We start from the raw sequence: 21,462 nt of genomic DNA, 5'->3' as shown, positions 1-21,462 counted from the left end.
CTTCTTTTAGGCTGGGTCCGTGGCGGTTGATGACGCGGACCGGACATGGACCGATGCCCGATCGCCGAGCGCAGACCGACCCAACACCGGTCCGCTTGACTGACGCATGATGAGTTGCATGGGAACGCGGCCCGGATGCCGCGGCGCGGGCAATGCGGGCGCGGTTTCGGCGGCGTTGAGGCGCTCGATCTGCCAGATGAGATCGGCAATGGCTATCTCGGCGATGCGCTCCATATTCATGCGCATCGTCGTAAGGCTCGGCGCGATGACGCCCGCCCAGATGAGATCGTCGAAGCCGGTGACGCTGACATCGGCAGGTATGGAAACACCGCCTTGCTGCAATTCGGTGATCGCGCGCAAGGCATGAAGGTCGGATACGGCCGCAAAAGCCGTCACCCCTTCCTCCACCAAACGCACCAGACCGAGGGGGCAGCCGGAACCGAGGCTCCGTTCCATCTCGCCGATCCAGACGAGGCGGCTCTCGCCCTTGCCGAAAAATGCTTCCCTGATACCCCCGATACGATCGTTCTGGACATTGGAATCGGAATGGAGACCGATGATCGCGATGGAACGGTGACCAAGTTCAAGCAGATGCCGTCCCATTTCCACGCCGCCGTTCCAGTGATCGGCGGCAACGGTGTTGCCGGGAGTGGAAGCAGAATCGATAACCGCCACGGGACGGCCGATATCGGCGATGCGGGTGCCATGACGGGGTACGACCACAATGCCATCCGCGCCACGCTCGATCAGCCGGTCGATGGCGCGGGACTGAGCTTCGACGTCGCCACGGCTATCGCCGATAAGGACCCCGTATCCCGCCTCGGAAGCCGCGTGTTCGATTGCCTGCGCGAACTGGGGAAAGAGCGGATGGCCGATATCGGCCAGAACGAGACCGAGCACATGGCTGCGCCCGGTGCTCAACGCGCGGCCTGCGAGGCTGGGCACATAACCCAGTTCCTTTGCCTTTTCACGGATCGCCCGGCCAAGCTCCTGCGACACACGGCCCTTTCCGGACATCGCGTTTGAAACGGTTGCAACCGATACGCCAAGAGCTTTGGCAATATCGGATAGATTGGCACGTGAAGCCATCAAAACCCGATTCATATGAAGGTTAAGCGTTTAAGCATTATGCCCGGCAAGAACCGTCATGTCGAATCGGATTCTGAAAATCCCCAAAAAACGCCGTTAGGCGGACGCTGTAACCGCCCTCACCTCGCCGGCCTTTACTCCCTCGGGCCCGGCAGATCGGGCAGGAACAGGCACCTGAAAGCGCTTGAGCCGCAGGGCATTGCCCAGCACAAAGACACTGGAAAGCGCCATGGCGCCGGCGGCAAGCATGGGTGACAGGAGCATGCCCGTGGCCGGGTAGAGCACACCGGCGGCGACCGGGATCAGGCTCACATTGTAGGCGAAGGCCCAAAACAGGTTCTGCCGGATGTTCTTCATGGTTGCCTGCGAGAGGCCGATGGCATTGGCGACACCGGCGACATCGCCCGCCATGAGAACCACGTCGGCGCTCTCGATGGCGACATCGCTGCCGGTGCCGATGGCGATGCCGACATCGGCTTCCGCCAGAGCGGGGGCATCGTTGATGCCGTCACCCACGAAGGAGACCGGGCCTGCCTGCTTGCGCAAACGCTTGAGCGCCTCGACCTTGCCCTCCGGCAGCACTTCCGCCTCGACCCGGTCGATGCCGAGCTTTGCGGCGATGGCTTCAGCCGTGTGGCGGTTGTCGCCGGTTATCATCGCCACTTCCAGCCCCAGCGCATGAAGTGCTGCAATGGCGCGCGGCGTCGATTCCTTCACCGGATCGGCCACCGCGATCACCGCGGCGAGCTTGCCATCGACCGCCGCATAAAGCGGTGTCTTGGCATCGGCGGCGAGCTTTTCGGCATCGGAGGAAGCCTTGCCGATCTCGACGCCCTGCTGGCGCATGTAGCGATCCGCACCGATATGGAGCCTGCGATCGCCAACGGTGGCGGCAATGCCGAAACCCGGAACCGCATCGAACGCATCGACCGGCTTGAGGTTGAGCCCCTCGGCGCGCGCACCCTGAACGATGGCTTCGGCCACCGGATGTTCGGACATGGCTTCCGCCGAGGCGACGAGCGAAAGGATTTCAGCGCGCTCGAAACCGTTCTGCACCGCGAAATCGGTCAGTGCCGGGCGACCGAGCGTCAGCGTGCCAGTCTTGTCGAACGCGACAACGCTTGTGTTGCGCAGGCTCTGCAATGCCTCGCCGTTGCGGAAGAGAACACCGAGTTGTGCAGCGCGGCCGGTGCCGACCATGATGGAGGTGGGCGTGGCAAGCCCCATGGCGCACGGGCAGGCGATGATGAGCACCGCCACAGCATTGACCAGCGCGAAGGCGAAGGCGGGATCGGGACCGAACACCAGCCAGACGACGAAGGTGAGCGCGGCGGCAAGCATCACGGCCGGCACAAACCAGGCCGTGACCCGGTCGACCACCGCCTGGATCGGCAGCTTGGCCCCTTGCGCGTTTTCGACCATGCGGATGATCTGCGCCAGCACCGTGTCGGAACCGACCTTGGTGGCCCGGTAAACGAAGCTGCCCGTCTTGTTGATCGTGCCGCCGATCACCCCGTCGCCTTCGGCCTTGGAGACCGGAACCGGCTCGCCGGAGATCATCGCTTCATCCACATAGGAGGAGCCGCTCTCGACCACGCCATCGACCGGCACCTTGTCGCCGGGGCGCACCTGAAGCCGGTCGCCCACGACGACCTCTTCTAGCGGCACTTCGACAAAGCTGTCGTCTTTGAGAATGCGGGCGCTCTTGGCGCGCAGCCCCATCAGCCGCTTGATGGCCTCGCCGGTGCGGCCCTTGGCGCGCGCCTCCAGAAGCCGCCCAAGCAGGATGAGCGTGACAATGACGGCGGATGCCTCGAAATAGACATTGACCGTGCCGGAGGGGAGAATGCCGGGCGCGAAGGTGGCCACGACCGAATAGGCCCAGGCGGCCGTGGAGCCGAGCATAACGAGTGCGTTCATGTCCGGCGCGAAGCGCATCAGCGCGGGAAAACCCTTGCGATAAAAGCGCAGGCCCGGCCCGAACTGAACGATGGTCGCCAGCACGAAATAAACCATGTAGAGCGTGCCGCGGTCGGCAATCCCCATCAGCCAGGCGTGCATGCCCGGCACGAAATGGCTGCCCATTTCGAGAATGAAGATCGGCAGGGTGAAGATTGCAGCCAGCGTAAAATCGCGCTTGAGCGAACGAAACTCGGCGGCTTTCGCCTCCTCATGCGCATCGCGCGCAGCAGCGCCATCGGAGCGCGCGACCGGCGTGTAACCCGCCTTGCGGATCGCCTCTTCCACGCCGCTGCGCGCTTCGTCGCTCAACAGATCGACGGAGGCACTTTCGGTGGCAAGGTTGACGGCAACTTTGGAAACACCGGGAACGGCGGCAATGGCCTGCTCCACACGCCGCACACAGGAGGCGCAGGTCATGCCCTCGATGCCGATGCCGAGATGGCTGGCAGACACGCGATAGCCAGCCCCCTCCACCGCCTTGACGATGCTGAAGAAATCGACGCCAGGCTGCACCGCCACATCGGCCGTCTCAGTCGCAAGATTGACCGAGGCGCTTTCAACGCCATCGACGGCGGCAATCGCCTTTTCCGCGCGCTTGACGCAGGAAGCGCAGTTCAGCCCCTCGATGCGGAAGCGTTTCACATTCGCCGAAGACGTGCTGGGGGGCAGGGTATTCATCGCTTTCATCCTGAAAGAATATTGTTCAGGATTGGGCTTCTAAACCTTCCAGTCAATGGAAGGTCAAGCGAGAAAATCAGTGTGCGGTTTCGGACCCTGCGAAGGCGGACAAAAGCAGGCGCAAATACTGCACGTCGGGATGCCCGGGCAAGCGCCGGTCGATCTCCGCGATCTGACGCCGTGCCGCAAGCTCGATATCGAGACCGGGCGGCAGGCTCACAAGCCACGCCTCGAACGCGCGCTGCTGCGCGGGGATCGTGCCCCACGCAGCCGCTCGGTTGTTGTGGAGCCATACGCCATGAATCAATCCCAGCTCAGCGCACCGCCATTCTGATATTCGATGACGCGCGTCTCGAAGAAATTCTTTTCCTTCTTCAGGTCCATCGCCTCGCTCATCCAAGGGAAGGGATTTTCGGTCTCGGCATAGACGGGTGCGAGGCCGAGCTGGGCGCAGCGGCGGTTGGCGATAAAGTGCATATACTGCTCGCACAGCGCCGCATTCAGCCCAAGGAAGCCGCGCGGCATGGTATCCCGACCATAGGACGCTTCAAGCTTGGCGGCGCGCGCAATCATGCCTCGCACTTCCTCCTGGAATTCTTTCGTCCATAATTGCGGGTTCTCGATTTTGATCTGATTGATAACGTCGATGCCGAAGTTCAGATGGATCGATTCATCGCGCAGTATGTACTGATACTGTTCGGCGATACCGACCATCTTGTTGCGGCGGCCGAGCGAGAGAATTTGTGCGAAGCCGGTGTAAAACCACATCCCCTCGAAAATGACATAGAAGGCCACGAGATCGCGCAGGAACGCCTGATCGGCCTCCGGCGTGCCGGTCCTGAATTCCGGATCGTCCAGATGCTTTGTGAAATCGAGAGCCCAGGCCGCCTTGTCGGTGATGGAAGGCACTTCACGATACATGTTGAAGAGTTCGCCCTCGTCCAGCGAAAGGCTCTCCACGATGTATTGGAAAGTGTGTGTGTGGATCGCCTCTTCGAAGGCCTGGCGCAGCAGATACTGCCGGCATTCGGGATTGGTGAGGTGGCGGTAGATCGCCAGAACGATATTGTTGGCGACAAGCGACTCGGAGGCGGCGAAGAAGCCGAGATTGCGCTTGATCATGCGCCGCTCGTCTTCGGTCAGTCCGTCGCGCGACTTCCACAGCGCGATGTCGGCCTGCATGGAAACCTCGGTGGGCATCCAGTGATTGTTGCAGCCGGCGAGATATTTCTCCCACGCCCAGCGATATTTGAGCGGTAGGACTTGGTTGACGTCAGCGCGTGCATTGATCATGCGCTTGTCGTCGACCGAGACGCGCGCGGCTCCGCGCTCGATTTCGCCGAGGCCCGTGGCGTCGGCTTCTTCAGCGATCGGGTGGGCAGCCCCTGCGGGGCGCGTTTGTTCGTTCCAGTTCAGCATCGTCATATCTTCCCATTGGATTGAGCCTCACGCCCTCGCCCTTCGACAGGCTCAGGCTGGGAGTAACAAAGGCGCCATTTCTATTGGCAAGCCTCGCATTCGGGATCGTCGACAGCGCAGGCCTTGCCCCAGGCCGCGTTCGGATCGATCTCGACCGGCGCGGCGGAGACACTCGCCGCAGAAACGGCGTTGAGCTTTCCGTCTGTTCCCTTAAGGGTGGATTTCTCCACATGGGTGGCCGAGCGCGAGCGCAGGTAATAGGTCGTTTTCAATCCCTTTTGCCACGCCAACCGATAAAGCGCGTCCAGCTTCTTGCCGCTCGGATTGGCTATGTAAAGGTTAAGCGACTGAGCCTGATCGATCCATTTCTGGCGGCGCGAGGCGGCCTCGATCAGCCAGGCGGAATCGATCTCGAACGCGGTCGCATAGAGCGCCTTCAGATCGTCGGGCACTCTATCGATCTGGCCGACCGAGCCATCGAAGTATTTAAGGTCCGACATCATCACTTCGTCCCACAAGCCACGATCCTTCAGATCGTGAATCAGCGCGGCGTTCGCCACGGTGAAGTCGCCCGACATGTTCGACTTGACGAAGAGGTTCTGATAGGCGGGTTCGATGGACTGCGAAACGCCGCAAATGTTCGAGATGGTGGCGGTGGGCGCAATGGCCATGCAGTTGGAATTGCGCATGCCGACCTTCTTCACCCGCTTGCGAAGGCTCTCCCAGTCGAGCGTTGCGGCGTTGTTCATGTCGACGCCCGGACGCGCTTCTTCCAGAAGCCGGATGGAATCGATCGGCAGAATGCCTTTCGACCACAGCGACCCTTCGAAACTTGCATAGCGCCCGCGCTCGGCGGCAAGCTCAACTGAAGCCGAAATCGCGTGATAGCTGATCGCCTCCATGCTGGCATCGGCAAAGGCCACCGCATCCTCGCTCGCATAGGGTATGCGCAGCTTCTGCAAAGCATCCTGAAAGCCCATCAGGCCGAGGCCGACCGGGCGATGCCGGAGATTGGAATGGCGTGCCTCCGGAATGGTGTAGAAATTGATGTCGATGACATTGTCGAGCACGCGCATGGCGGTGCCGACCGTGCGCGCCAGACGCTCCAGATCGAGTGCGCCATCGGCGATGTGACTGACAAGATTCACGGAACCCAGATTGCAGACGGCAACCTCGTCCTTCGATGTGTTGAGGGTGATTTCCGTGCACAGATTGGACGAGTGAACGACACCCACATGCCCCTGCGGCGACCGGATGTTGCACGGGTCCTTGAACGTGACCCAGGGATGCCCGGTCTCGAAGAGCATTGTGAGCATGCGCCGCCACAGATCGACCGCGCGCACGGTTTTGAAGACGCGCAACTCACCGGCTTCCGCCTTTGCCTCATAGGCTTCGTAGGCCTTGCGGAACGCCTTGCCGTAAAGATCGTGCAGATCGGGCGTCTCGTCGGGTGAGAACAGGGTCCACGGACCGTCCGCCGCGACCCGCTCCATAAACAGGTCCGGCACCCAGTTGGCCGTGTTCATGTCATGGGTACGGCGGCGGTCGTCGCCGGTGTTCTTGCGCAGGTCGAGGAATTCCTCGATGTCGATGTGCCAGCTTTCCAGATAGGCGCAGACGGCGCCCTTGCGCTTGCCGCCCTGATTGACGGCGATGGCCGTGTCGTTGGCGACCTTGAGGAAGGGCACGACACCCTGGCTCTCGCCATTGGTGCCCTTGATATGCGCGCCGAGACCGCGCACCGGTGTCCAGTCATTGCCGAGCCCGCCGGAATATTTGGCAAGCAGCGCATTATCCTTCACCGCCTTGAAGATGCCGTCGAGATCGTCGGCAACCGTGGTGAGGAAGCAGGAAGAAAGCTGCGGGCGCAGCGTGCCGGAGTTGAACAGTGTCGGCGTGGAAGCCATGAAATCGAACGACGACAGGAGATCGTAGAACTCGATGGCGCGCGCCTCGCGGTCGATCTCGCGCACGGCGAGGCCCATGGCAACCCGCATGAAGAAGGCCTGCGGCAGCTCGAACCGGGTGCCCCTGGCATGCAGGAAGTAGCGGTCGTAAAGCGTCTGCAGTCCAAGAAACTGGAAATTTAGGTCGCGCTCTGGCCGGAGTGCTGCGCCCAGGCGTTTCAGATCGAAGCGGGCAAGCTCGGGATCGACCAATTCGTTGGCGATACCTTTGGCAATATAATCGGGGAAATAACGCGCATAACGTTCCGTCATCTCCGCCTGGGTGGCCTGCTCAGCCCGACCGGAGACAAATGTAAGCGCCTCGCGGCGCAGCTTGTCGAGCAAAAGGCGCGCGGAAACGAAAGCATAATTCGGCTCCAGCTCCACGAGGGTGCGCGCAGCGAGGATGAGCGCCAATGAGAGCTCGTCCTGACGGATGCCATCGTAGAGGTTGCGCCGGGTCTCGTTCAGGATCGGTTCGGCCGAAACGGATTCGAGACCGGCGCAGGCTTCACGAACGATTTCGGCGAGGCGGGCCTCATCCAGGGGAACCTGCGTGCCATCATCCAGCGTCATTTGCAGGGTGGATCGCGGTGCTTCGGCATCGACGGTTTCGGCGGCACGCTCGCGGGCGCGCTCCTCTCGATACAGCACATAGGCACGGGCGACACGGTGATGCTCGCCACGCATGAGAGCGAGTTCCACCTGATCCTGGATCTCCTCTATGTGAAAGACCCGGCCGGCGTCGGCCCGGCGCGTCAGAGCCGACACGACCTGTTCTGCAAGCTCTTCGACAATATCGTGGACACGGCGAGAACCTGCTGCGGTGGACCCCTCGACCGCCAGAAACGCCTTGGTCAGCGCAACGGTGATCTTGGCAGGATCGAATGGCGTAACACCGCCATTACGGCGGATAACGCGATAGCCCGGTTCGGACGAACCGGCCTCGCTTTTTCTGGTGGCTGGCGGAACCGCAGCGGTTCCATTGGTCTTCTGTACTTCAGTCGCCGGCATCTTGACCCCCGTGGCGGTTGGACAGGGGCGCGGAGACATGCGACGCAACGGCAGATTCGTGGCGCGCACGCACCACCGGGACACCCCGCCCGTGGACGTTTATCTCGCTATGGCAGGTCTCCTGGCTTGCAGGTCATCGCCGCTGTTCAGCCTTCCCGGTACGTGTTCGGCACCAGTGACTCAAAACGAAAGCGGCTCACTGCTTACAGTTGCGGGGGCAGCGCCGGACTTGCCAATGAGGCGCACCGGCTTCCCTCTTCGCTCTCGATCCTGAAAGAATCGAAAGAACCATAACCCCTACAGTTGGTATCAATCGGAGCATTGAAGTCAACATCTTGTTTCGGTGGAAAACCGAAACAAGATGTTGGCCGGCAGGTTAAATCCGGGACATCCGGGCGTCAGTTTGCGCGCATGAGTTCGGCAAGCACGGAAAAAATATGCTCATCCTCGGATTGGGCAACGTTGAAACGCAGGAAGGAACGGGCCGAGCCGGAGAGGCTGAAAGCGTTTCCAGGCGCCAACACCACACCTCTTTCCAGCGCGCGACGGGCCAGCGCGGCAGCATCCCGCCCTTCGGGCAGCCGGCACCAAAGAAACATACCCGCCTTCGGCTCGATCCAGGGAACGATGCCGAGTTTTTCCAGCCGTGCACCAACGGCTTCGCGTGAGCGGGAAAGCCGCTGACGCACCGCCTCCATATGCTTGCGGTAGCTGCCATCTCCAAGAAGTTCGACAATCAGCTCCGCCGCCAGTGCAGGCCCGCCGAAACAGGTGGCGATGCGCAGATCGGTCAGCCCCTCGATCCAATCCGGAGGAGCGGCGACGAAGCCGCAACGCACGGAAGCCGAAAGCGATTTGGAAAAACTTCCGATATAGACAACACGCGAAAGCCCGTCGAAGGCAGCGAGCCGGGGCGCCGGTTCCACCTCGAAATCGGCGAAAATGTCGTCTTCGACAATGGTTAGGTCGAACTGTTCGGCGAGCATGAGGATGCGATGCGCGACGGAAGGCGAGAGCACGGCACCCGTCGGATTTTGCAACGCTGAATTGGTGATGTAGAGACGCGGTCCATGCTGCGTCAATGCCTCTGAGAAGCGCTCGATGTCGGGCCCGCCGGGTGTGTAGGGCACACCGACGATCTTCACCTGATGCGCACGCAGGAGGGCGTGGAAATTAAAATAGCAGGGATCGTCCACCAGGACGGTATCGCCCGGCTTGAGGAGAAAACGGCAGAGAAGGTCGATTGCCTGCGTACCCGAATCGGTAAGCATGACCTGGGCGGGCGCGACCTCGATGCCATGGGCCGCCATGCGTCGGGCAAGCCGTGCACGCAGTGACTGCGAGCCAAGCGGTGGACCATAGTCGGCGAGCGTTTCCGGTGCCGCACGGGAAAGACGACGCAACGCGCGGCGCATGGCCCCATCCGGCATCCACGAGGCCGGAAGCCAGCCACAGCCGGGCATCGACATGCGTGCACTGGAAGCCAGCGCCTGGCGCGAAATCCACAATGGATCGACCTCACGATCGAGCGCCGGTCCGATTTCCGCCAGCGACAGAGGGGCAAGCGGCGCGGTCACGAAAAACCCCGCGCCCGGTCGCGAGCGAATTACACCCTCCGCAGCGAGGCGATCATAGGCCTCGACGACGGTGGATTTGGAGACCCCCATGGCGCGGGCGCAACCGCGAATGGAAGGCAATTTCGATCCTGGTGTCAGACTACGATTGGCAATGCGCCCACGAATAGAGCTCATAACGCTCTCGAGGCGCGTTCCATCTGCGTTGTAAGCGGGGTTCGCCATCAGCCGTACTGCTCATTAAACCATTACAGTTTAATAAAATCGTACCGCATTGTCTCTGGCAGCGCCACGTCTCTTTTCGCACACAAGCAGGAACGAAGGAGCACGGCATGAACAAGACAATGAATGGCTGGGCAAGCGGTCTTTTGGGAATAATCATCTTCAGCGGATCGCTGCCGGCAACACGAGTGGCGGTGCAGGGCTTCGATCCGGTGTTTCTGACAGTGGCACGTGCGGCAATTGCCGGTATTCTGGCAATCCTGCTCCTGACGGCGTTTCGGGAACGCCGGCCGGAGCGACGCGATATTGCAGGGCTGTTTATCGTCGCCAGCGGCGTGGTCGTGGGCTTTCCCCTGCTAACGGCCCTCGCGCTCGAACACGTCACCTCGGCGCATTCCATCGTCTTCATCGGCCTGCTGCCGCTTGCGACCGCCATCTTCGGCGTGGCGCGCGGGGGAGAGCGACCGCGCCCGGCGTTCTGGCTTTTCTCGGTTATGGGCAGCGCCCTCGTCGTCGGTTATGCGACCAGCCAGGGTATGGCGGCCTCACCGAGAGGCGATCTTCTGATGCTCGGCGCCATTGTCGTTTGCGGGCTCGGCTATGCGGAGGGCGCGTCCCTCTCACGCCGAATGGGTGGTTGGCAGGTGATCTCCTGGGCCTTGGTACTGTCGCTGCCGGTGATGCTGCCGCTGGCGCTTCTGACATTGCCAGCGCATTTTGAGCATGTGAACGCGCCGGCCTGGGTCGGGCTTGGCTACGTTTCCGTCTTCAGCATGCTGGTCGGCTTCGTCTTCTGGTATCGTGGACTGGCGCTGGGCGGCACGGCAACGGTCGGGCAATTGCAATTGCTTCAGCCCTTCTTTGGCTTCGCGCTCGCTGCGGTGTTGCTGCACGAACCCGTGACTGCCGGAATGATGGCAGTGACGGCGGCCATCATCCTGTGCGTTGCCGGGGCAAAACTTTCAGCCGGACGGAAAACCGCACAGGCGAAAGACCCGACAGCTAGGCGAAGCTCGACGTCTTGAGGAATTCGGACAATCGCTCGGTCTGCGGCTTGAGAAACATTACCCGCGGATCCCCGTCCTCGCCGATCACGCCCTGGTTCATAAAAATGACGCGAGAAGACACCTCGAAGGCGAAGCGCATCTCGTGGGTGATATGCTCCCCTTGGTCATTCTTAAAAAATCCATTATTATGTAATTATATCCATATTAATGGGTTTAAACATCAAGCCGCATCGGCAGAGGCTTGTCAAGTCGATCGCCGATGGTTGAGACGCAATAGAACACAAACAGACCGTCCCGCCGGGCCAACCGGCGATGAAACATAGACGGTCTGGATTTACTTCGAAGCGCGCCGGAATCCGGCTTCACGCCTCGCGGCCGGAACGGCAGGGAGTGAAACGCGAGGCTCTACCCCCCCCGGTCAGACCTGATCGGGAGTGGAAAGGGTCAACGCAACAATTTTTCAACGGCGTCGCAGGCCAGGACCTTGATGAGATGGGCCCTGTAATCGCCCTTCGCATGGATGTCGTCGAGCATTTCCTCGATAGAAAGCCGAAGCGGCTCCAGGGCCTGCGGCCGACAATCCCCGTTCAATGCTTCTTCTGCCGCGCGCCAGCGGAAGACACCGTCACGGCCGGCTCCGGTGATCGCCACGCGCCAGCCCTCCTTCCCTCTCCCGACGAAGACACCGACGATGGCAAATCGCGAGGCAGGGTTGCGGAATTTGAGATAGGTGGAACGGCGACAATGACGGAAACGAACGCCGGTTATGAGCTCCCCCTCGTCCAGCGCCGTCTCGAACAATCCCAGAAAGAACGAATCCGCCGCAATCGCACGTTTATCGGTCAGGATCGTGGCGTCGAGCCCCAGACATGCCGCGGGATAATCGGCCGCCGGATCGTTGTTGGCGATGGAACCCCCAATGGTACCGCGATTGCGCACCTGCGCGTCGCCGATCTGACCGGCGAGATGAGCCAGACCGGGAATGTGCTGCCGGATCGACGATGAATTGGCAACGTCTGCATGGGTACACATGGCACCGACGACGATCGCGTCCTCCTCGATCCGAATTTCGCGCAGTTCGGAGATGCCTCCGAGATCGATGAGCGCAGCCGGAGCGGACAACCCCTGCTTCATCGTTGGAATCAGTGTCTGCCCACCGGCAAGGACGCTGCTGTCCTCGATTTCGCAAAGCAAGGTCACCGCCGCTTGCACACTGTCCACGCGCTTGAAGTCGAAACGGTTCACCGCTGCATCTCCCGCGAACCCTGGCGGATCGCCTTGACGATGTTTTCGTAACCCGTACACCGGCAGATATTGCCTTCGAGCTCATGCCGGATCGTCGTCTCGTCGAGTTCTGCGCCGTGGCGGCGCACCATGTCGACCGCCGACATGATCATCCCCGGTGTACAGAAACCGCATTGCAAAGCGTGGCATTCGTGAAAGGCTTTTTGCATGGCATGCAGTGCCTCGCCATCGGTAAGGCCCTCGATCGTCCGGACGTCGCGCCCCTCGCATTGCACGGCGAGCATGGCGCAGGATTTCACCGCTTCCCCGTCGACATGAACCACACAGGCTCCGCACTGGCTGGTGTCACAACCAACATGCGTTCCCGTCAATCGTCTGTTCACGCGCAGAAAATCCACGAGCAGGGTTCTGTCTTCCACCTCTTCGTCAACGGTTTCACCGTTGATATAAATCGTCACCCGCGTCATGAACGGCTCCCGTCTTCCATAAGCTGCATCGGCATCCGTTTCTCATTCCATCGTTTCCACGCGCGTTATCTCCGCCTCGAGCCGTTCGAAGAATTCCCGGGCGAGCTTGCGTGCAGTGCTGTCGATCAAACGCGCTCCCAGTTGCGCGATCTTGCCGCCCACCGCGGCGTCGACCTCGTAGGAAAGGAGCGTGGCGACTTCGTCAGCATCCTCGAGCGCGACGCGCGCTCTGCCCTTTGCGTGGCCCGCGATCCCACCGTTCCCCTGCCCGGAAAGAGTCAGTGCCGACGGCTTCTGCACATCTTCGAATGCAACAGTGCCTTTGAAGCGTGCCCTGACCGGTCCGACCTTCAGCGCGACCGTGGCGTTAAGCTCCCGCTCCGAGACACGTTCGATCGCCTCACAGCCGGGAATGCAACGTTGCAGGATCTCGATATCGTTGATCGCATCCCACACGACCGCACGCGGGGCTTCAATGCGTTGCTGATTGACCAGTTCCATCAGTTCCAGCTCCGGATTATGTCAAACTCAGCGCACCACCGCGCTGACACGGTTCTCAATGAGACGCAGAAGGTTAAGGGCCGTCATTTCGGACGACTTGGGGTTGGTGCGCAGGGGTTCGTTGCGAATACGCATTTCAAGTGTTCCGAACGCGCCTTTCGCATGCAGAAAATGTTCGTTCCGGCCAAGGGCGGGATCCGCCGCCAGCGAAACCCGCGTTTCCTCCAGTCCGAACCCGGCCAGCGCGGTGATCACGGCAACGTTGGCGTTCTGCGGAAAGGCATCGGCCACCGCTCGCGCCGAACCGGAGAAAAACACCGTGCGTTCCGAAAGATTTTCAAGGTCGACGCGTGCTTCGGCATCCGTGCCCCGCCAGGCCAAAGGTGGCTTGGCAATCACATGCTCGACGGTGTCGAGCCCAGCGGCGGCGGCCGACGCCAACGCATCGATACCGCCCAGAGCGCCCGGCGGAACCAGGATTCGGCCGGAATGCCTTTCGGCAATATCGAGCAACGCCTTGAACACATCTTCGTCGCTGAACGCGCTGGTGGAGGAGACCGCAAAATCGTGGCCCAACCGGAGCGCTGCAGCGCCCCAGGGTGCGACAGCGGCTCGCCCGGCGGCTTCCACGACAAGATCGACATCCAGCCCGGCCAGTTCATCCGGTGAGGCAATCACCTGTGCACCGGCCGGTATATCGGGCCGTGCGCGCCCGGCATCGCGCACGGCAACGGCAAGGATCTGAACGCTGCGCCTGTCGCGCGCGACAAGCAGTTCCGCAACGCGGCGCGCGATGGCGCCCCAACCGACAAAGCACACCCGTGTCACGCGACCTCGTGAAGACATTTCAGATACCGACATAGCGATGCACCCGTTCTGAATCCCGTTCGAGATCGGCACTCGTGCCCGACCACACCGTCCGCCCCTTCTCCAGAACGTAATGATGATCGGCGAGCCGCTTCAGCACCGCAACGTTCTTGTCGATGAGCAGGATCGACTGGCCCTCGGCCTTGAGTTTCTCGAGACATTGCCAAATCTCGCGGCGGATGACGGGGGCAAGCCCCTCAGTCGCCTCGTCGAGAATAAGAAGATGCGGATTGGTCATCAGTGCCCGGCCGATAACCAGCATTTGCTGCTCGCCGCCGGAAAGCGTTCCGGCCGCCTGCCCCGCGCGCTCGCGCAGGCGTGGAAACATCTCGTAGACACGTTGCAGCGTCCAGGGATCGGCGCGCTTGAGCCGGTTGCTGGCCGTCGCAACCAGGTTCTCGCGCACCGTAAGCGTTGGAAAGACCTGACGCGATTCCGGCACAAGGCCGACACCCAAACGGGCAACCCTTTCCGGCGTGGCGGCGGTAACATCCCTACCCCGCAACTGCACCGTGCCGGACGTCGCCGGCAACAGACCCATAATGGTACGCACCGTGGTTGTCTTCCCCATCCCGTTGCGTCCGAGCAAGGTAACCACCTGGCCGTCTCCTATTTCCAACCCGACGTCGAAAAGGATCCGGCTTGCACCATAAGACGCCTGCAACGCTTCAACGCTCAGCATAGCTCGTCTCCCTCACCCAGATAGGCCGTCTTCACATCCGCATTACGGCGAATTTCCTCGGCGCTTCCGGTAGCGATAATGCGCCCGTAGACGAGCACGGAAATGCGATCGGCCAGCGCGAAAACGGCATCCATGTCATGCTCGACCAAAAGCATGCTGAACTGCCCCTTGAGACTTCGCAGCAACGCGACCATTTGCTGTGTTTCCACGTGACCGAGCCCGGCCATCGGCTCGTCCAGCAAAAGCAGGCGCGGCCTGGTCGCCAGCGCAATTGCCAGCTCGAGTTGCTTGCGCTCGCCATGGGCGAGATTGGCCACCAACGCACCGCCGCGATCCGATAAACCGACCCGCTCCAGATAGCTCTGCGCTTCTTCCTTAAGCTCGGAATTCCCGTGCGCGTCGGTCATGAAGTGAAAGCTGTGGCCGCGATGAACCTGACAGGCGATGGAGACGTTCTGCAGGGCCGTATAATCGGGCAGAAGACAGGTAATCTGGAAGGTGCGCGCCAGCCCTCGCGCCACACGATCCGGTGTCGACAGGGCATCGATCTTCTGGCCATTCAAGGCGATGCTGCCGGCATCGTGCGCCAACTCACCGAACAATTGCGAGATCAAAGTCGTCTTGCCGGCACCGTTGGGGCCGATAAGAGCATGGATTTCACCCGCCGTCACCGTAAGGCTTACATCGTCGGTTGCCGTGAGGCCGCCGAAACGTTTTTGAAGGTTTTCGACTTTCAGAATGGGCGTGCTCATGAACGCCTCCCGAACACACGCTCCAGCAGAGCCTGGACACCGCCTTGCGTGTAGAGAACGACGAACAAGAGAATAAGGCCGAGGCCGAGCTGCCAGTTTTCAGTCCATGAGGCGAGCAGCGATTCCAGAACGATGAAGGTTCCAGCGCCGATCAACGGTCCGAACACCGTGCCGACACCGCCGAGAATAACCATCACCATCAGTTCGCCGGACTTTGTCCAATGCAGCATGTCGGGGCTGGCAAATCGCATGAAATTCGCCATCAGCGCACCGGCCAACCCCGCACCCATACCCGAGATCACAAAGGCGACGAGCTTGTAGCGGTAGGCGCTCAATCCGATCGCTGCCATGCGCTGCTCGCTCTGCCGCAGTCCGGCGATGACATAGCCGAAGCGCGAATTCACCAGCTTCGACAAAAGCGCGAAGAACACAATGGCTGCGACGAGGCAGACATAATAGATCGTCTGCTTGTCGCGCATGTTCAGGCCCGGCACCTCGTTGGCCCGTCTTATGATCAGCCCATCGTCGCCCCCGTAAGCCTTGAGCGAAACGAAGAAGAAGAACAGCATTTGCGCGAAGGCGAGCGTGATCATGATGAACTGCACACCGCTGGTGCGCAGCGAAAGCGCACCGATGACGGCGGCGACCGCACCGCTGATGAGAACGGCCGCAGGGAGTGTGACGAGCAACTGGTTGGTGCCCGGCAGGAAACCGAACAGCGGTTCGCCGGAAGCGTAATGCTGATACAGAATGCCGACCACATAGCCGCCGACACCGAAAAACGCCGCATGACCGAAGCTGACCATGCCGCCAAACCCGAGCACGAAATTCAGACTGGCCGCCGCAATGCCATAGATCAGAACGCGGGTGGCCAGCGACGTGAGTGCCGGCTGGCCCAGCATGTCGGCAAAAAACGGCAACGCCACGAGCGCGACCATAACGCAGACGCTTATGAGAAATTTGCTTGACGATTGTGTCATCGAGATACTCAACCCGGTTCCTAGGAATGTGCGGGGAACAGACCCTTGGGCCTGATCAGCAGAACCAGCGCCATCAAGAGATAGATGCCCATGGAAGAAAGACCCGCACCCAGCGCATCGGCTTCGGAACCAGCCATCACTTGACGCAAAAGACCCGGCAGATAAGCGCGCAGCATGGTGTCGAAAACACCGATAATCAGGCTGGCGAAGAACGCGCCGCGGATCGAACCGACACCGCCGATCACAACCACCACGAATGTGGTGATGAGTATCTGTTCGCCCATGCCCACCTGAACCGCCAAAATCGGACCGGCCATGAAGCCGGCAAGACCCGCCAGCAGAGCACCGAGGCCGAAGACGATGGTATAAAGCAGCCGGATATCGACCCCCAGGGCCCGCACCATGTCGCGGTTTGTGGACCCGGCCCGCACAAGCATGCCGATGCGGGTGCGGTTGATGACGAGGTACAGGCCGAGCGCGACGAGCAGCCCCATGGCAATAATGGCCAGCCGGTAGCTTGAATAAAACAGACCGGGCAGAAGTTCGACCGAACTGTTCAAAGCCTCCGGCATGCCGATGAACAGCGGCTGCCGACCGAACAGAAGCGTGATCGCCTGATTGGAAATCAGGATCAGGGCGAATGTCGCCAGCACCTGGTCCAGATGATCACGCTTATAGAGCCGTCTGACGACGAGGAATTCCATCGCCGAACCGGTCAGGGCAGCAGCGGCGAGCGCAGCGGGAATGCCGGCGTAGTAGACCCCGGTTTCCATGGCCACATAGGTTCCGGCATAGGCGCCGATCATATAGATCGAGCCATGAGCGAGATTGATGATCCCCATGATGCCGAAGATCAGGGTCAGCCCGGCGGCCATCAGAAACAGCATCACGCCGAGTTGCAGACCATTGAGGACTTGTTCGAGAAACAGGGTCATAGCGTTGCGCCGGCCATTCGCTCAAAATCGGAGAAGAACGGCCGTCCCGGTGTGAAACCGGAACGGCCTCGGTTTGCCTGAGCTAGAGCTGGCATTCGGCCGCATAGGCATCGCCATGATTTTCGAGAACCGTGCCCACGGTTTCCAGAGTCGGCTTGCCGTCTTCCCCGTCCACAACCTTGAGGGCGAACCAGTTCTGCACAGGATGCTGGTTGGGACCGAAAGAGAATTCGCCGCGCACGGACTCGAAAGCCGCCTGACGCATGGCGTCGCGGAACGCGTCCGCATCCGCGAGCGTACCGTCCGTCGCCTTCAGGGCAGACGCGATGGCACGCGCCGCATCGTAACCCTGGCTCGCATAGTAGGTGATCGGGCGGTCATAGGCTTCCTTCCACGCTTCGACGAAAGCCTCGTTGGCGCTGTTCTCGAAATCCGTGTTCCAATGACTCGAAACGTTGACGCCCCTGGCCGCATCCCCCACGGCGTTGAGTATCACGGCATCCATGGACGGCTCGGCCACGACCATCGGCACCATGTCGAGAAGTCCCGCCTGCTGATACTGACGAAGGAAAGCGATTCCGAGACCACCCGGATGGAACTGGAAGACGACATCGGGCGCGACATCGCGGATCTGCGCCATTTCGGCGGCAAAATCGGTCTGATCGAGGCGCGTATAGACCTCGCCGACGATCTCGCCCTTGAAGAAGCGCTTGAAACCGGAAATGGCATCCTTGCCGGCCTGATAATTGGGCGCCAGAACGAAGGCCGTCTCGAATCCGAGATTGGTTGCGTTCTGTCCCGCGCTTTCGTGCAGACTGTCGTTCTGCCAGGAGACGACGAAGTAGTTTTCGTGACACTCCTTGCCGGCGAAATTCGACGGTGCGGCATTCGGGCTGATGTAGAACGCTCCGGCGTCGACAATGTCGGGAACAGTCGCTCCTGCCACATTGGAAAAAACGATGCCGGTGAACAGCTTGACGCCCTCATTGTTGAGGAAACGGTCGGCGATCTGGCGGCCATTACCGGGTTTTAGATTGTCGTCCTCGACGAGAAGTTCGACCGGCACACCGCCGAGCTTTCCTTCCTCGGCATCGATCGCCAGTTGAAACCCGTCGCGAATGTCCTGTCCAAGATAGCCTGCCGGACCCGACAGCGTGGTGATCATGCCGATCTTGACCGGCTCCTGGGCCAGGACCGGCGTTGCCACGGCCGCTGCAAGCGCACCGGCCAGAATGATGTTTTTCATACTCATTGCCTGTTCTCCTCTGGTTCCCGCGCTTTGCGCGTCGTTGCCGGTTGGCTGTCCGCCTCGACGGCAAGGGGACAGAACCGGAAAGATGATGGGCTGGAAATCAATGCCGACTGCCGGAGACGATCCCTCTTGGATACCGCGGGCCTGAAACGATCGTTCAAGGCCGGCAACCCGGTCCGAAATCGTTCGCCCTAAAGCTGCACCCAGTTTTCCGGCGGCTCCTTGCCGGGATGAACGGTTCCGCAGTTCGGGCAGGTACGCGCCTTCTCGTCCGCGTAAAACGCCTGATAAATGGGCGGAAGATCGCGCACGATGCTCTTAAGCGAAACTTCGACGCGCTTCACTAGCGATTGACACTCGAAGCAATACCACTCGAACGCATCGAACTGATCGGGCTGACGCTTGGGCTCGATGACAAGACCGATCGAGCCTTCCTGCGGGCGCTGCGGCGAATGACGGACATGCGGCGGCAGAAGGAATATTTCTCCCTCGCGGATCGGCACATCGTAGAATTCGCCATTGTCGACCAATTTCAGAAGCATGTCGCCCTTGAGCTGGTAGAAAAATTCTTCCACCGGGTCGTCGTGATAATCGGTGCGCTTGTTCGGTCCGCCGACGACTGTCACCATCATGTCGGCATCTTCCCATATCTGCTGATTGCCCACCGGGGGTTTGAGAAGATGTTCGTGCTCGTCGATCCATTTCGAAAAGCTGAAGGCGGAAAGTCTGCGTTCGGTCATGTCAGTCTCCCATTTCTGCCCGGTTCCCTCGGGCGCCTTGATTGATTAGAGTTTCAGGCCGCACTGCTCGAAAGCTTCGCGGGTCGCGCGTTTCTCCTCATCGGTCAAAGGCAGCAGAGGCGGACGGACGGCGCCGCCGGCCTGCCCCAGCAAATCCTGCCAGTATTTCTGATGCGCATGCGGTTTTTCGGCCGGACGCGTTTCGCGTAGAGCGCGGCGTACCGGATCGAGACTGTCGCGAACGGCACGCGCGCGCTCGATATCGCCGCTGAAAGCGAGATCCGTGTACTCGCGCATGCGCAGATCGTTGCGCGTCTGGATCAGATAAGGCGGCGAAGAGCAAAGATAGAGCTGCCAGCCGAGCTCGACGACGTTGTCGAGCCACTCTTCCTCCGATGCCGTGCTGACGAGAATACGATCGCCGGCAAGCCGGGTGAGTTCGGCATACATTGGCCTTGGAACGCTGTATTTAATGGCCACGACATTGTCGATATCGGCAAGCCGATTGCACAATTGCGGGCTCATAAGATAGCCGCTGTCCGGATGGCTCCAAAGCGCCATTCCAATATCCACCTTGTCGGCGATGGTCCGATAATAGCACAGCAGAGTTTCGTCCTGCTCTTTGAAAAAATGCAGGATCGGGGCGTGGACGACGATATAGTCCGCACCGCAACTCTGAGCGTGTCTGGCAAGCTCGATCACCACATCCATGTTCTGGTCCGAACAAGACATGATCGTCGCTGCGCGGCCGTCGCAGGCTTCCACCGCCAGGTCGAAAGAACGCTTGCGTTCATCCAGCGACATGGAGAAAAATTCACCTTGCTTTCCGGCGATGAAAAAACCGTCGATTTTCAGATCCTCGATCCAGTGATCGACGTTGCTGCGGAAACCCTCCTCATCGATCGAAAGGTCGTCCTTGAAGGGCACCAGGGCGGCTGCCCATATGCCCTTCATGTGTTCGCGCGCGTAAGCTTTCGCGGTTTTCCTGTCGTATTTCATCGTTCTTCCGGATGTTGTCTTTCGGGTCCGCGCGACTGCAAGGCGCGCCAGATCTTTTCCGCCGTCAACGGCATCTGCAGCACGGTTTTTCCAAAGGGATTCACCGCGTCCGAAACGGCATTGAAAACGGCCGCCGGCATTCCGATGCAGCCGGCTTCCCCGACCCCTTTCGCACCAAGCGCATTGGCGGGAGAAACCGTCTCGAATTTCTCGATATCGACAGGGGGCACATCGACGGCACGGGGCACCGCATAGTCCATCAGGGAGCCGGTCAGAAGCTGCCCGTCGTCGTCATAGACGACACGCTCCATCAGCGCCTCGCCCAGTCCCTGAGCCATACCGCCAACCAGTTGTCCACGCACGAGAAGCGGATTGACGACCTTGCCGGCATCATCGATCCAGGCGAGTTTTTCGAACGACGGCTCGCCGGTGCGCGGATTGATGGAAACGAATGCGAGACAGCATCCGCTGCTCCAGGCTTCCCCCTCCGCATGATAGACGACCGAGCCGGTCAGAAGCGGCTTGAGCGGATCCTCCAAGCTCTCCACGGCGATGTGATCGGCCAGGGCCTCCCACGAGATGCCCTGCGCGTCAGGCAGGCCTGCGTGGATGCCCTCACAAGAGAAGGTCACGAGCTCGGCATCGCACTGAAGCAACTCGGCGGCAATTTCGGTCAACTGGGCGCGCAAGGCTTCGCAGGCCCGCACCACCGCACTGCCGCCGATGGCGGTGCTGCGGCTCGCCAACGCACCGATGCCGCCTGAAAGATCGGCCGTATCGCCGTGCCGGACGAAAATCCGCTCGGGCGAGATCTGGAGCCTATCGGCAGCGATTTGCGCAAAGGCCGTTTCGCGCCCCTGACCCTGCGCGCTCGCCCCTGTTACCACCTTGAACCGGCCATTGCGGCAAAAAACGACATCGGCGCTTTCCCACCCCTGCCCGCAGGGCTCGATATAAAGCGCCAGACCGAGCCCCACGATCTCACCGGCTGCGCGGCGCTCGTCGCGCTGAGCCCGCAAGAGCTCATAATCCGTATGGCTGGAGACCTTTTCGAGAAGACGCGCATAGTCGCCGGAGTCCAGGGTTTGCCCGGTCGGTGTGGCATAGGGAAAGGCAGCAGCATCGATCACG

Annotated in this window: 19 protein-coding genes, 1 pseudogene and 1 riboswitch; of the genes and pseudogenes, 1 reads left to right on the top strand and 19 read right to left on the bottom strand. The window is 60.8% G+C overall.

Annotated elements, in window-relative coordinates; genetic code table 11:
• Window positions 1-6: 6 nt before the first annotated feature.
• The 6 genes from QZ638_RS09855 to QZ638_RS09830 form a co-directional block, all read right to left on the bottom strand.
• Window positions 7-1,089 (bottom strand): LacI family DNA-binding transcriptional regulator, encoded by a 1,083-nt coding sequence (locus QZ638_RS09855; protein ID WP_295809494.1) that lies wholly within the window; start codon window positions 1,087-1,089, stop codon window positions 7-9.
• A gap of 96 nt (window positions 1,090-1,185) precedes the next feature.
• Entirely contained in the window at window positions 1,186-3,729 is a 2,544-nt protein-coding gene (locus QZ638_RS09850; RefSeq protein ID WP_295809491.1) for a heavy metal translocating P-type ATPase, read from the bottom strand.
• A 76-nt stretch (window positions 3,730-3,805) separates the two neighbouring features.
• Window positions 3,806-4,036: a hypothetical protein gene (locus QZ638_RS09845; RefSeq protein WP_295809489.1), complete on the bottom strand. Its 231-nt coding sequence runs from the start codon at window positions 4,034-4,036 to the stop codon at window positions 3,806-3,808.
• Window positions 4,033-5,148: a ribonucleotide-diphosphate reductase subunit beta gene (locus QZ638_RS09840; RefSeq protein ID WP_295809487.1), complete on the bottom strand. Its 1,116-nt coding sequence runs from the start codon at window positions 5,146-5,148 to the stop codon at window positions 4,033-4,035. Before QZ638_RS09840 ends, QZ638_RS09845 begins: the two co-directional genes overlap by 4 nt.
• An 80-nt stretch (window positions 5,149-5,228) precedes the next feature.
• On the bottom strand, window positions 5,229-8,108 hold the full coding sequence (locus QZ638_RS09835; RefSeq protein WP_295809485.1) for a ribonucleoside-diphosphate reductase subunit alpha: 2,880 nt from the start codon (window positions 8,106-8,108) through the stop codon (window positions 5,229-5,231).
• 93 nt (window positions 8,109-8,201) lie between these two features.
• Window positions 8,202-8,416: riboswitch (cobalamin riboswitch) on the bottom strand.
• 90 nt (window positions 8,417-8,506) lie between these two features.
• On the bottom strand, window positions 8,507-9,907 hold the full coding sequence (locus QZ638_RS09830) for a PLP-dependent aminotransferase family protein (protein ID WP_295809484.1): 1,401 nt from the start codon (window positions 9,905-9,907) through the stop codon (window positions 8,507-8,509).
• A 107-nt stretch (window positions 9,908-10,014) separates the two neighbouring features.
• Between QZ638_RS09830 and QZ638_RS09825 the strand changes: the two genes are divergently transcribed.
• On the top strand, window positions 10,015-10,929 hold the full coding sequence (locus QZ638_RS09825) for a DMT family transporter (RefSeq protein ID WP_295809483.1): 915 nt from the start codon (window positions 10,015-10,017) through the stop codon (window positions 10,927-10,929).
• Here the strand turns inward: QZ638_RS09825 and QZ638_RS09820 are convergent.
• The 13 genes and pseudogenes from QZ638_RS09820 to QZ638_RS09760 form a co-directional block, all read right to left on the bottom strand.
• Window positions 10,907-11,062: pseudogene (locus QZ638_RS09820) on the bottom strand (amino acid ABC transporter ATP-binding protein); the annotation flags it as partial. The gene QZ638_RS09825 and the pseudogene QZ638_RS09820 overlap by 23 nt on opposite strands.
• A 293-nt stretch (window positions 11,063-11,355) precedes the next feature.
• Complete coding sequence (locus QZ638_RS09815) at window positions 11,356-12,156, bottom strand: xanthine dehydrogenase family protein subunit M (protein ID WP_295809482.1); 801 nt, start codon at window positions 12,154-12,156, stop codon at window positions 11,356-11,358.
• Entirely contained in the window at window positions 12,153-12,623 is a 471-nt protein-coding gene (locus tag QZ638_RS09810) for a (2Fe-2S)-binding protein (protein ID WP_295809480.1), read from the bottom strand. Before QZ638_RS09810 ends, QZ638_RS09815 begins: the two co-directional genes overlap by 4 nt.
• A 42-nt stretch (window positions 12,624-12,665) precedes the next feature.
• A complete protein-coding gene (locus QZ638_RS09805) occupies window positions 12,666-13,124 on the bottom strand; it encodes a CoxG family protein (RefSeq protein ID WP_295809477.1) in 459 nt (152 codons plus the stop codon).
• A gap of 27 nt (window positions 13,125-13,151) precedes the next feature.
• Window positions 13,152-13,952 carry an aspartate dehydrogenase gene (locus QZ638_RS09800; RefSeq protein WP_295809475.1) on the bottom strand — a complete coding sequence of 267 codons (801 nt, stop codon included), beginning with the start codon at window positions 13,950-13,952 and terminating at the stop codon, window positions 13,152-13,154.
• A 19-nt stretch (window positions 13,953-13,971) separates the two neighbouring features.
• Window positions 13,972-14,673 carry an ABC transporter ATP-binding protein gene (locus QZ638_RS09795; RefSeq protein WP_295809474.1) on the bottom strand — a complete coding sequence of 234 codons (702 nt, stop codon included), beginning with the start codon at window positions 14,671-14,673 and terminating at the stop codon, window positions 13,972-13,974.
• Entirely contained in the window at window positions 14,667-15,425 is a 759-nt protein-coding gene (locus QZ638_RS09790; RefSeq protein WP_295809471.1) for an ABC transporter ATP-binding protein, read from the bottom strand. Before QZ638_RS09790 ends, QZ638_RS09795 begins: the two co-directional genes overlap by 7 nt.
• On the bottom strand, window positions 15,422-16,405 hold the full coding sequence (locus tag QZ638_RS09785) for a branched-chain amino acid ABC transporter permease (RefSeq protein ID WP_295809468.1): 984 nt from the start codon (window positions 16,403-16,405) through the stop codon (window positions 15,422-15,424). The genes QZ638_RS09790 and QZ638_RS09785 overlap by 4 nt, the downstream gene beginning before the upstream one ends.
• Before the next feature lie 20 nt (window positions 16,406-16,425).
• Complete coding sequence (locus QZ638_RS09780; protein ID WP_295809465.1) at window positions 16,426-17,340, bottom strand: branched-chain amino acid ABC transporter permease; 915 nt, start codon at window positions 17,338-17,340, stop codon at window positions 16,426-16,428.
• Window positions 17,341-17,422: 82 nt separating this feature from the next.
• A complete protein-coding gene (locus tag QZ638_RS09775; protein ID WP_295809464.1) occupies window positions 17,423-18,592 on the bottom strand; it encodes an ABC transporter substrate-binding protein in 1,170 nt (389 codons plus the stop codon).
• A gap of 191 nt (window positions 18,593-18,783) precedes the next feature.
• Window positions 18,784-19,332: a 3-hydroxyanthranilate 3,4-dioxygenase gene (locus tag QZ638_RS09770; protein ID WP_295809462.1), complete on the bottom strand. Its 549-nt coding sequence runs from the start codon at window positions 19,330-19,332 to the stop codon at window positions 18,784-18,786.
• A 45-nt stretch (window positions 19,333-19,377) separates the two neighbouring features.
• A complete protein-coding gene (locus tag QZ638_RS09765) occupies window positions 19,378-20,331 on the bottom strand; it encodes a dihydrodipicolinate synthase family protein (protein ID WP_295809461.1) in 954 nt (317 codons plus the stop codon).
• A partial coding sequence (locus QZ638_RS09760; protein ID WP_295809459.1) for a molybdopterin cofactor-binding domain-containing protein occupies window positions 20,328-21,462 on the bottom strand: 1,135 nt, incomplete at its 5' end. The genes QZ638_RS09765 and QZ638_RS09760, both read right to left, overlap by 4 nt.

Origin of the sequence: uncultured Nitratireductor sp. (assembly GCF_913053745.1) — a bacterium.
In the GTDB taxonomy this organism is placed as follows: Bacteria; Pseudomonadota; Alphaproteobacteria; order Rhizobiales; family Rhizobiaceae; genus Nitratireductor.
Note: the sequence above shows the minus strand (reverse complement) of the source record. Positions and strands in the feature narration are given on the sequence as shown.